The organism is Leptolyngbya iicbica LK (genome assembly GCF_004212215.1).
Lineage (GTDB): Bacteria > Cyanobacteriota > Cyanobacteriia > Phormidesmidales > Phormidesmidaceae > Halomicronema > Halomicronema iicbica.
Genome location: NZ_QVFV01000016.1, coordinates 1 through 12230, shown reverse-complemented (window position 1 = coordinate 12230; position 12230 = coordinate 1). Strand labels below are relative to the sequence as shown.

Here is a 12230-nt window from a genome sequence, read left to right as displayed (position 1 = left end):
GATAAGTTATCTTGTAAATCACTTTCATGATTTGAATGGAAACTACGAGGGGAGTTGAGAATAGCTGCTTAACACACAGACAAGTTTCAAGTTGCGTCCCAACCAAGATTCAGCGGTCTAACGGTTCAAATCAGCGGCAGTAAACATTATTGGCCTGCTTAGAATCAATTTTGTCATGTCCGTTGCATTTGAGTTGTTAGACTACGGAACAAAACTTGAGCAAGTTAGTACGAGTAGATATTGATTTGAAATCTCATGTAAGCTTTGGTTAAAAGACGCTTATAATCTGCTTCCAAGGATATATGCGCCTGCCAGAAAAGATACGAAAGATAAGACGACAAAAACGAAGCACCAGTTATGTAGTGAAGTTTTTGAGCTAGCACTTGGCTCATTATAGAAGGGAGACATGGCTGCATTCCAGTCGGCAGCACTTATTGCATTTCTTAGCAATGTTCTCTTTCGATGCATGATGAAAGCATAGAGCTGCCATTGGAACCAACTTGCAATCAATACGCAAACTATCCCACCGCCAAACGCCCAAAATGAAGATCTGACTGCGTCAATTATCGGCTGTTTTGTATTGCTCCCAATAGCTTCTCTTACAAGCAGTAACGACGCAGCTACAGCCGAAGAGTTGAGGGTAAGGATTAGTTTTATTGGAAACTGAAGGGCGAGAGCAGTCTGTTCAGCATAAAACTCATGCTGTCGTGTGTAAACCTCAATTGCTGCCTTTATGTGTTCATCTGCCATTCAAGTTTTCTCCCAGCAAAAACCTCGACATTTTCACGTATCCCATAGGAGCGGCATGCTTAACATACAACAAATAACTATTTACTACTTTTAAGGATAAGGTCTAACGGTGAAGTGCAGCGGCGGCAAGCCACATTGAACATCTATTGACAACCTCTGTTCCGTCCGCTGCCACGCAGTGTTAGCTGGCTTGCCTCACCAAAAAACTTGCAATGTGGCTTGTGTTGTTAGCATCACGTAAGACCAAAAGCAGTCATAATTAACGGTAATAATTCTTTGCAGGCGGAAGCTAATTTTGATACATCTGAGAGACTAGCAGCAATACCTTTCAAAGCATTCATCGCTCCTTTTGCTGCCTTTTGCATTGCGCTTTCTTTTGGGCTTTTGGCAGCGTTGGCAAGCTCTCCAACTTCCGCTAAAGCTTCAATCTTCTCGTCTTCCCTGAGTTCATCATCATCTTCAATAGCACTTTGAAGACGAGTTAGAAGGTTTTTAAGACTAGGGTGATCAGGAGTGGGGTCCGCGGGTAATTGATTAATCTTGTTACTTACCTGACCGATGATATCGCGTAGGTTTATTACCGAGTTTTGAGCATTGATGCTCACGTTACCCTGAAAAATTTGGCTTTGGTCATTCACGACTTTATTCCCCAAGATATTTTCAATATTTGACACGGGAGGCCGTTCAGCAAGGCGGTTAATAACTGACCACATCTGAACGCTTTGCTGTTCGTAAATCTCTATTTCTCGAGCTTTGGCATTTAACTGCTGCCTATATTGAGCTTCAAGCTGTTGACGAATTTCTTCATAAGCTTGCTTGAAGTCACTGTGGATTTTTTCTTTATTAGTATTGGGAGGAACGTCAACTCGAACAACAATAACCCCATCCCCCTTATTTTCAATGCTCTGAATGGTTAATTCCGTCCCATCATTATCAACTCGAACTTTGTCAAAAGCTTTTACGAAGGCTTTCCAATCTATGCCTTGTTGAAAGATGAAGTCGATAGTGTCAAGCACTTCTTCAAATAGCTTGGTGAACTCACCGGGCTGAAAATTACCGCTGTTTGGGCGGCGTTCCTGATGATGGTTGAGCAGGTAAACGTACTCGCAGATTGCTCCGTCTAACTGGGTAGTATTATCAATATTCCATGCTTCCAAACAGGTGCCTGTGAGCTTGGCCCTATGGAAATTGGTACCTAATACCTGGGCCTTAGTGAGATTAGCCCATTCTAACCATGCTCCTTCCAAAGTAGCCTGACTCAAATCCGCTTCTGTCAAGTCAGCATTGCTCAAATCTGCACTCGTTAGATTTGCCCCCTTGAGATTACAACCCACATATGACTGGTTCTGACCACGATGAGTTACCAGCAAATCTCGCACAGTAGCATCTGCCAGAATCGTATCCGAGGTGCGAGTACAGTCCAGTTTAGTAGTCTTATGCCAATTGGTGCGAGTGAGGACAGCTCGACGTAAATCGGTGCTTTTAAGCTGAGCTTGAACAAAATTAGCATCGGTGAGATCTGCACTTCGAAAACTTGTACCACCGATCGCTGCTACGGCTATTGCTACTGAACGCACCCAGGTATCTTTAGGATTTCCCTGTAATGCTCGCCAAGCAATATAAAGATTCAGCGAGATAAATAAGACCGAGAATATGACTGTGTTTGCGCCGATGCCTATGCCTATGTTTTCTATCCCGTTGAGCTGGAAAATGTCTTCAGGTATGTCTACAAGTGCAAGTGTATTCGTAAGTATATTTTCGATATTTGTAAGTGTAATTGCAGCTAGGACTGCACCTAAAATTGCACTTGTAGCTACGACCAAACCTGCAGTTACACCTGCAACTAAAAAGGTAACTGTGACTAGAACTGCAACTGTAACTGCGCTTATAGCTAAAAATATGCTTGTGATCGTAAATGTAATTGCAACTGCGAATAAAAATGCTGCTAAGGTTACGACTAGGCCTATGGCTAGGATCACAGTTAAATCTAAGCCGATGCTTAAAGCTCCTACTGTTGCGACTATGGCTGCGACTGGCACTAACACCATGCCTGATGTAGCTGGTAGTATGTCTGCGCCTGGGATTTTGTCTATGAGTGCAACTAAAATTATGACTGCAACTAAAATTGCAACTATTCCTATAACTATTCCATAGACTGGGTTTTCAAATTTGATTGTGGCTATGACTGCAGCTGCAAATATAAATATCCCTACTGATGAAACAACGAATGTGACCCCAACAAAACTAAGAGCCACCACTAATCCTCGCTTTATGGCAGTTAAACTAAAAGCAAAACATATACCCAAGTTCAAACAGCCAGCAACAAAACTTTCGACAGAACCAGTTGAAAAATAGATCGCGAAACTTTTGAAGAATAAAGCGTTCAAAGCACCTAATACAAAAACAGATATAAACGCCAACCCTAACCACAACACCGTCCAGCGTCTTTGCAACCCTGCCTCTGCCTTAGTAAAGTTAGCACCCTTAAGTGTCACATCAGTAAAGTTGGCCCCTCGGATATCAGCTCCCCGGAAATCTGCCTCTGATAGATTTGTACCCTGAAAGTTCTGACCTCTGAGATTGACTTTGTGAAAATCTCGTTCTCCCTTGATATAGCTTTGTATGACTTCAGTTGCTTTCATATTAGGGGCAATAAGTCAGGTTGTCTGTACTAAGGTATTTAAGAATCGGCCTTTATATTTTGTTTGTTGAACCACATATCATCTCGCTATCAGCAATTCGATAACACTGCGCCGAAAGCAAGCTAACTATATTATTCAGCAGACAGGATCTGGATAATACCCTTCCTGCCGGAGTTATCCAGATTGGATCTGGATAATACCCTTATATCGGAGTTATCCAGATTGGATCTGGATAATACCCTTATATCGGAGTTATCCAGATTCTGTCTGGATAATATCCTTTATACCGGAGTTATCCAGAAAGGTTTAGGCCGTCTTCCATAAATAGACAACACTAAATAAACAACACTTGATTGGGCTCTGCCTATGCTACGCAAACGCGCCTCTACCCGATAATCCTGCGCAAAAGCGATCGCGCTCTGCCCATGCTACGCAAACGCCAATACCTCTCCAACTTTTTTCCCTAATACGGTTGTTTCCTTTGACACCATCGGGTATGCTCAACCACTAAGCGCTTAAACACGCGCGCGTCTCCCAGAAGTGCGCCAACACGACCAGGAGACTAACCCCAAACTCTGTCTACAGCAGAATCGGAGGCTATGGATGATTTTAACTCCTACAGCCATCCTGCTTTGCGATGCGATTTTGCGGGATGGCGTGTTGTTTAAGCGCTCCTAACTTGTTGAACTTAGGAGCGTAAAACTCAATGATTCACAATCCCAACCCGCCCCATCGGCTGGGTGATTTCTTGTCGTCTAGCGACGGGCCTGATGTGTTGCGCGTGATCGCGGTGGGTTCTCCCGAAGCGGTGGATCAGCATGTGATGCAGATGTATCTGCTGCGCTACGCCGAGACCCACGAGTGGTCGCGGCCCTTGCCCACCGTCAACCCCAATGAGGTGATGCGGATTCTCACGAAGCGGATGCGAGGATTGGGCAATCATCCCACTCCACCCTCATAACGTCGCGTTGGTTTGATGGCCCGGTTTTGTGGGCACTCAGCGTCATGCAAAATCGGGCTTGCGCGGCACTCTGAGCGCGCCACACTCAGGCGACTTTTGCCCAGTTCTCGGAATGGCGATCGCCATTCCGAGAAAATCACTCCGTCATTCGAGAAAATCACTCAGAACTTGGAGAAAATTACTCGGTGTTTCAAGAAAATTACTCGGAACGCCGAGCAAATGACTCGAAGCGCCGAGCAAATGACTTGAAGCGTCGAGCAGATTACTTGGCGTTTCAAGAAAATGACTCGGAATGTCGAGCAAATGACTTGGCGTTTCAAGAAAATGACTCGAGGCGCCGAGCAAATGACTCGAAACGTGGAGAAATTTGCTCGGAACGTGGAGTGAATCACTCGACGCGAACCGATATGGACTGGAGTCGTGACTCTAGCCGCTAGAATGCTGGGCAATTTGACGTATGTCCAGCGCCTCAATATGTCTCATTTGGCTCGCGGCAATGCTGGTGGGCGATCGCCCACCCATGCGGTTGCCTTCGGCTGTGGCTGTCCCGACGGCCTTACCAGGGATTGCCCACAACCGTAAACCCAGACCAGTAATAGGGATGCGACAGGTCTGCATTGCTCAGGTCTAGGCTCTCCTGCGGCAGATCAATCCCCTCGGGGATTCCTGGCCCATAGAGCTTGCCATCTTCAATGTATACATCCCCTCGAATCATGCCAATCTGGGCTCTCCGCAGCGCTTCAGCCTTAATCGGTGCCGCATTCAAGACGCCATAAAATTGGGCCATCAGCGCGGTCGTCGCCGTATCGTCGACATACCAGAGGCTGGCGATCGCCGATTTTACACCCGTTTGCACCGCCAGCCCAGCAAAGCCGAGTTCGGCCTGTTCGTCGCCTAGGGCGGTGCGGCAGGCACTTAAGACCAGCATTTCCACGGGCGGGTCGTTCCAGCCCAGTTGACGCACCTGGTCCATCTGGAGCCGTTCATTCCATAGCTGAATGTAAGAATCACCGATGGGGCCAGCTTTGAAGTCGGCATGGGTGGCCATGTGAATGATGCCGAAGGGTAGCTGTTCTCGGATTTCTTTCAGGTTGTCAATGGTGGCGCTCTCATTCAAATACAGGCTGCCGCGCCACACGTCAAACACGAGGGTCGACAATTCCACAGGAACGCCGGGGAGGGGTGTCTGGCCCTGGGTGCTCTCTGAGACTCCCATCGCCAGCATATCGACATCCCGGATATCGACATAGCGAGTGTCGGTGAGGCTAAGGCTGGGCATCAGACCGACGCTATATTGCTCGACCAGATACGATTGCCCATCGTAGAGGGCGGCGTAGGGGAGCGATCGCAACCCGACATCGGCCAGGAAAGACAGATTGGTAATCTCGTGTGCTTGTAGCTCATCTTGAATGGGCGCAATGATCCACTCATAGAGCTGCTCAGAGGCGGCCCGGTGGCGATCGCTCCGAATGGGGTTGGTCAGCTGCTGGCGAAATTGGTTGGCCGTGGCCAAGACCTGGGCACGGGTTGCATTGGGCACCCGCTGCCGAAACATGCCGCCCCGTGCTGTGATTACCACCAGCTCCAGCTGGTCACTATCGCGGGGCTCCCGCTCACCCGGAAGCAAATCGAGTGCTGCGGGCACAAAGCTGACGTAGATAAAGGCGGGTTTTTCTCCCGTCGCATCTTCAATCACCCGAGCGATGTCTTCCGCTTCATCGGCTGTCGTGACCTCGGGCTGGTCAGTCAGCCCCAAGTAGTCAACAAAATCCTGGACAAACTCCAGTTCTATAGAGGTGACGTAGGTGTCCAGAACGGGTGATGGGTCCGTTGTGGGTGAGTAAGGCGAATCTTCGATGGACGGATTCCTGGAGGGCTCGCCTTCAAGGTCTGGGACAAGGGCTGGCCCCGTCTCGTCAGGAATGTCGGGATCGCCATTCCCGTTTGGCGGTGGTGGCGGTGGTGGCGGTGGTGGCGGTGGCGGCGGTGGTGGCGGTGGCGGTGGCGGTGGTGGCGGTGGTGGGGGAGTCTCGTTCACCTGGATACTGACCGCGACGGGAGCGGAGACGGAGACCCGGTCGTTGGCGCTGAGGGTAAAGGCAGAGAAGGTTCCAGATTCACCTGCGGGCGGCGTATAGACCAGGGTATCACTGGCGCTCACAACGGTGCCGGGCGTAACCGGCACCCCATTGCGCGTCAAGGTTGCACCGGGGGCGATGGTGTCGATGGTGAATTCGATGTTGTCCTGATTCAGATCATCCGGCAGGAAGCTGGAGATCGGAATAGCCACAGACTGGTCTTGTTCAGTGGTGAAGAGGGTTGGCCCCGACACCGTTGGAGGGGTGTTGACGGACTCAATTGTGATCCGAGCAGGGGTGCCAGGGGCGATGCCGCCACTGGGCTCTACGTCGAATTCTTGTGTTGGAGCAAGGGTTGATTCACCCGTGAAAAAGGCACCCGTCGAACCGTTGATGCTGGCGTCGCCGACGATGAACGGATCGTTGTCGGCTCCTCCGGCATGGCGAATGAAGATGTCGCCGTGGGGGTCGGGGAGTTGGAATTCCCCAAACAGATCGCCTGCGGTGTTGATCGAAAAGCCATCGAAGCTTTCGCCGATAACCCGGACGGTGTCTCCCTCAAGAGTCACATCACCCCCCTGAAAGTCACTGCTGGCGTCAATAAAGCCCGTTTGCACATCGCCCTGCTGACTGATCACCGTGACGGAACCCGCCTCATCAAAGTCGCTGAAGGTGAGCAGATTGCCCGTCACAATATCGCCCGAGGCATTCAGCTGGATATCCCCGCCGGGGCCAATAAACTCACTGACAAATGACACGGTGTCGATGTCGCCTGTGGTGATGCTGGCTCCAGAAATGCTGATATCCCGGCCTGCGGTGGCAATGGAGTCATTCACGTTCATCGAGAAATCCCCAACCCCGCTGGAGTCGGCATCGGCCCGGAACGTGATAGTCCCTGGTCCGGCTAAAAACGTGAGCTGATTATCGGCTAAATCATTGATGGTAATATCATTCGCGGCCTCCAGCACGACATTACCCGTGATGCCTTCCAGTACGGTTTCAGAAATGGTGAACGTGGCTCCTGGACTGTCGGTAAACAGAATTTCGCCATCCGCCAGCTCTGCATCGTTGGCCCCACCCGTGCCGTCGACGATGACGATATTTTCAGGATCGAGCAGCAGGGTGCCCAACTGTCCGTTGGGGGCTCCCAGGTCGGCAGTGCCCAAAAAGATCAGCGTGTCCTTGCCCGAAAGCTCGACGAACCCACCATCGCCCGAGGTCGCACCGCCACGGGCACTGACGGAGCCAAACACATCGGTTGAGCCATCGGCCCAGACAATGATGCGCCCGCCGTCACCCGCCTCTAACGCATCGGCGATGAGGCTTGAGCCAGAGCTGATATAGGTGCGATCGCTCGTCGGAAACGGTCCCTGACCGCGCTCATCCCCACCGACTTGAATCACGCCACCGCCCGTGGTGCCCGACACATCGATGTTGGCCTCCAGCAGGCCAATCTCACCGCCCGCGATCGCCACATTACCCCCCACGCCGTTGGGCGTTGAGTCTGAGGCGTCAACCTGTCCGGCGATCGCCACGATTCCAGGGCGGTCGGGGATACTCGGCGTCGAGCTCGTCAACGCGACGGACCCATCGGCATTGACCTGGATGCCAGTCGCCCCAGCCGCTTCACCGCCGGTCAACAGCTCTGGGAGGGAGGCGATGGGCATAGACCATGTCGTCAATTCAGACGCAGCAGCACTGCCCGAAAGCGGCTCCACTTCCAGGCTCAAGACGTGTCCCACCTGACTCAGCCGCACCAGAGACTCCCCCGGCACCGCTGCAATTAAAATCTCGCCGCCCGGTGCGGTCAGGTCGCCTGTGCTCACTACAGTGCCGCCAAGCAAACGGAGGGAGTGGCCTTCGGCCACCCTGAGATCTCCAGCGTTGATAATGCTTCCGGGTTGGGCCGTGGCAAAAATGAACGCTGTCGGCTCACCCACCAATGCGGCGTAGTCATTGTCCCCTAGCGCATCAAACCAGCCCCCCTCCAGGCCGATGCCCGTCGCGGTCGTTGCGGTGAAGGACCCCGGCACATCGAGGCGGGCATTTTGACCCAAAATCACCCCAGCGGGATTAATCAGGAATAGATTAGCGTTGCCCCCCGAGACGCGAATCACGCCGTCGATCAGCGACGCATCACCCCCAACCACCCGTGACAAAATGTTGCGAATCTCTGGGTTGGACAGGAAGTTGGCAATCTGATTTTCACTCAGGCCAAACTGCTCAAAGCTATGAAAGAGATTGGCCCCGTCTCCAGAAAGCTGACCCCCCTCAATATCGAAGCGATCGCCATTAGGCAACACAATGGTGCCTGTGCCGTCGTTGGCTGGAACCGGGTCAGCCTGCGCTGGAGTCGTGGCGATCGCCATTCCAATCAAGCTTCCCATCAGTCCCACCGCACGAATCGTCCAGATTCGCGCCCCTGAGAAGGTCGCCACCGTGCGCGGTTCTACAGCAGAGCCACGACAGCCCTTGGACACCATCCGTCGCGGAGGTAGACAGAACACGCCTAAGATATGGTTCAGAAACATGGTGGGAACTCCTAAGAGAGCGGCGCTTTCTTCTAGCATTGGGTTGCACGGGGTCGGAGGTGAGGGTTGTCAGACTCTCCCTTAGCCTCCTGGAAACCCCTGTGAGAGAGCGTTCAGAAGTTTGTGTCGATGTGGGACAAAGGTGCACATCGACACAAACTTCTGAACAAACCCCATGTGAAGAGAACATCTCGCTGAAGAGAATCGATCGGCAGGGAATAGAAAGAGGCTAACCCTCCATACGACCGATCTACAAAGATGTCAGCAAAATTACGGAAAAGTTCATGGAATGGAATCAATCCATCCGGTCTCTGACATACTTCCCTGATGTGCTTCGCATCTTCACTGAAACTCGACGCGAGCGCAACCATTTTTTAACAATTCTCTCGCTAAGCTTTGAATAGTCCTGATCACCGTTTAGGTAACAGCTATGCAAACAGCTGATAGATATGCCCAACGTCCGAAGCCCAAACCGGGTGAAACCTGGCTTTACATCACGGGGCAAGAATTTCGAATTCTCAGATTAGAGCAAAACACCGATACTCAGAAAGAATACGTTGTGTACTCAGATGCTCGAAATCCCGAATCGATGTGGCATATGCCCTTAGACGAGTTTATGGCAACGTTGGGCGACGGCGACGACACCAAGATTTGCTATTTTCAGAAAGTTCGAGACTAGAAAATTGCGAGACTATAGCAGTGTGCAGCTTAATGAACCGTAGCTTGTTTTGTGGCGGCGCTGTGCGCCGCCACAAAACAAGCTGTGCTGGCCATGCTTGCAGAGCGCTATAGAAGACTGCAACGTGATATCGCTGGCGTCACAAGCATCAGGCCTCTCTAAGGAACGGCGTCTCCATCGGCGGAATCATCCCCACCGGCGGGGCCAATTACCCGATAGACATCAGCCAGCAGTTCCTTACCCTTGAGCTCAACGTCGCCCCAGGACTCGACCTGAAACTGGTTGTGCAGGTGTTCTAAGGTTTCGTGGGCGATCAGAATTCGGCAGATGCCAGGTTGTCGTGTTTTGAGGCAGCTTTCCAACCGTGCTGCTGTGTTGACGCTATCGCCAATGACTCCGTATTCCAGCCGATCCTGCCCCCCCAGACTGCCCACCACCACCGGGCCTGTAAAAATACCCACTCGCATGCGGGCATTGGCAAGTCCGCGACGGGTCCAGTCTTGATTCAGCTGAGCGAGGCGATCGCCCATCGCAAGCGCACACCTGACGGCCTGCTGAGCGTCGTGGGCAATCTCTTCAGGGGTCGTACGGGGTACGGGAACTCCAAACACCGCTAGGAGTCCATCCCCTGTGAACTTGTTGACAATGCCTCGGTGCTCCTTGACCGCTCCGACCATTTCATCCAGGTATTCGTTGAGCCAGTCCAAGAGGTCTTCGGGCGGCAGTTTTTCAGCCAGTGTGCTGAACTCTCGGATGTCTGAAAACAGCATCGTCGCAATCAGTCGCTGCCCCGGCAACTTCCCCGACCGCAAGAGGCGATCGCGCGATTCCCATAGCGCTTCAGCAATTTCAGGTGACGTGCTCTGTCCCAACAGGGTCATCACCATCTTTTGCTGCTGCTGGGCCTGCTGCGCCCGATACATGATGATCGTTCCAGTGCTTAACCCTAGGGTCAGAGCAGGAGCGATGATGGGAATCCAACCGTGGTGTAGAAAGACCCCATAGCCAATCCCACTCACCCCAATCAGGAGAGCAACGCTGCCCAAACCCAGCACGAGGGGGCGTCGCACAAACCAGGCCATCGTGCCGCCCCCAACAGCCCAGATCCACATCCAAAAGATTTCAAGCCACAGGGGCCAAAACCAAAACAGCGGTCGGCTCCCCTGGGCCGCATCTAGAATCTGACTGACCATCTGAGCATGAATTTCGACCCCTGCCATTTTCTGTCCATCTTGCTGGCCCATACTGTATGGCGTGAAAAATAAATCTTTCAGGCTCGTGGCGGTCGTTCCGATCAGCACGATCCGATCGGTGACTAAATCGGGGTCAAAACGATTTTCTAACACGTCGGTCAACGAAATATGAGGGGCGATCGCCTCATTCCGTCGATAGTCCAGCAAAATCTGGTAGCCACCGCTATCGATGCGGTGATAGCCTCCAGCGTTGGGTTCCAACGGCACAAAGACCGACTCTCCCAGCTGCAAATACTCAGGATTGGCCGCGCTGCCCTGGGGCTGAATGCCCTCGTCTGCCAGATAGCGTAGCGCCAGCCTCAACGCAAAGGAATAAAAAACGCCATCCTGATTGGAGCCAAGCAGCAAGCTACGACGCACGGCTCCATCGGGGTCGATGGGCAGATCATTGAACCCTACTTGGTCCGGGGGCAGGGTTGGCGGCGGGGGAATGGTATTTTCAACCGTATCGCCCAACTTGGTTATCACAACGACGTTCTCAGCCTGCATTTGGGCCAGCAAATCGTCCCAACCGGGGGGCTGTGGCGCATTGCGGTGAAGATCCAAGCCGATGACGCGGGGATGATGCTGCTGGAGCGTTCGCAGGACACCCGCCAGAATTTGATCGGGAGGGGTGACGCGCTGGGTTTCGATGTCGCGCTCGTTAATGCCCACAATCAGCAGCCGCTCATCCAGAGGAGCATCGCCCCGCATCTGCATCATGCGGTCGTAGGCCATTAGCTCTAGGGATTCGACTTTGCTGAGCTGCTTCAGCCCCAAAATGAGGCTTGTAGCCGCCAGACTGGTCATGGCGATCGCAGATAGCGCTTCAGGAATCCTTGGCAGATGCGCGCCTTCAATCCGTTCGACGAGGCGTTGATAGAGTCGAATCAGTCTCACGGAGGTTACTTAAAAAGCGATGGCATGGAAGGCTGAGCGAAACCTGGAGCACCGCTCACATGAGAAACTGGGCCTCGGGGAACGGGACTGTTGAACCTCAATGAGATCCATCTACTGTCTTCAAGGCTAAGGAGGTTGTTTCTGGACGATTGTGATGAATCTCTACGAACCGGATGTGAACCGATCCCCAGTAGGCATAAGAATACCCAAAATGACGCCTTCGCCTATAGCGCTTTAATAAAGCTAGTTTTGTGGGGGCGCGTCGCGCCCCCACAAAACTAATTTTCAGCTTGTGCTTGATAGCGCGCCTGCATCATCGCTATTGCCTCGGAAGAGGATAACGTTGCAGTGACTTCGACGAGCGATCGCCTCTGGAATGTTGCCTTTGATTGCTTGAGTCAATAATCCCTCTCGGCTCGCCCCGAGTAAAATGACGTCGATGTTTTCTTTCCAGGCC

General features: G+C 52.1%; 7 protein-coding genes. 2 read left to right on the top strand and 5 right to left on the bottom strand.

What is annotated here, in order from left to right:
- Window positions 1–279 precede the first annotated feature (279 nt).
- Window positions 280–750: a hypothetical protein gene (locus DYY88_RS23870; RefSeq protein ID WP_130199593.1), complete on the bottom strand. Its 471-nt coding sequence runs from the start codon at window positions 748–750 to the stop codon at window positions 280–282.
- Between the two features lie 233 nt (window positions 751–983).
- Entirely contained in the window at window positions 984–3392 is a 2409-nt protein-coding gene (locus DYY88_RS23865) for a pentapeptide repeat-containing protein (protein WP_130199592.1), read from the bottom strand.
- A gap of 706 nt (window positions 3393–4098) precedes the next feature.
- Here DYY88_RS23865 and DYY88_RS23860 point away from each other — a divergent pair.
- Window positions 4099–4353: a hypothetical protein gene (locus DYY88_RS23860; RefSeq protein ID WP_130199591.1), complete on the top strand. Its 255-nt coding sequence runs from the start codon at window positions 4099–4101 to the stop codon at window positions 4351–4353.
- A gap of 556 nt (window positions 4354–4909) precedes the next feature.
- On the opposite strand, the gene DYY88_RS23855 is transcribed toward DYY88_RS23860, so the two are convergent.
- Complete coding sequence (locus DYY88_RS23855) at window positions 4910–8962, bottom strand: CHAT domain-containing protein (protein ID WP_165390140.1); 4053 nt, start codon at window positions 8960–8962, stop codon at window positions 4910–4912.
- 430 nt (window positions 8963–9392) lie between these two features.
- On the opposite strand from DYY88_RS23855, the gene DYY88_RS23850 reads away from it, so the two are divergent.
- Window positions 9393–9641 carry a DUF1653 domain-containing protein gene (locus tag DYY88_RS23850; RefSeq protein ID WP_130199589.1) on the top strand — a complete coding sequence of 83 codons (249 nt, stop codon included), beginning with the start codon at window positions 9393–9395 and terminating at the stop codon, window positions 9639–9641.
- 158 nt (window positions 9642–9799) lie between these two features.
- Here DYY88_RS23850 and DYY88_RS23845 read toward each other — a convergent pair whose 3' ends face one another.
- Together DYY88_RS23845 and DYY88_RS23840 are read right to left on the bottom strand one after the other, a co-directional pair.
- Window positions 9800–11773, bottom strand: a complete 1974-nt coding sequence (locus DYY88_RS23845) for a CHASE2 domain-containing protein (RefSeq protein WP_242517668.1) — start codon at window positions 11771–11773, stop codon at window positions 9800–9802.
- Window positions 11774–12058: 285 nt separating this feature from the next.
- On the bottom strand, window positions 12059–12214 hold the full coding sequence (locus DYY88_RS23840) for an adenine nucleotide alpha hydrolase family protein (protein WP_302849270.1): 156 nt from the start codon (window positions 12212–12214) through the stop codon (window positions 12059–12061).
- Window positions 12215–12230: the final 16 nt, after the last annotated feature.

Coding starts and splice junctions, on each gene's coding strand:
- DYY88_RS23870 (WP_130199593.1), bottom strand. CDS start 750: ATGGCAGATGAACACATAAAGGCAGCAATTGAGGTTTACACACGACAG.
- DYY88_RS23865 (WP_130199592.1), bottom strand. CDS start 3,392: ATGAAAGCAACTGAAGTCATACAAAGCTATATCAAGGGAGAACGAGAT.
- DYY88_RS23860 (WP_130199591.1), top strand. CDS start 4,099: ATGATTCACAATCCCAACCCGCCCCATCGGCTGGGTGATTTCTTGTCG.
- DYY88_RS23855 (WP_165390140.1), bottom strand. CDS start 8,962: ATGTTTCTGAACCATATCTTAGGCGTGTTCTGTCTACCTCCGCGACGG.
- DYY88_RS23850 (WP_130199589.1), top strand. CDS start 9,393: ATGCAAACAGCTGATAGATATGCCCAACGTCCGAAGCCCAAACCGGGT.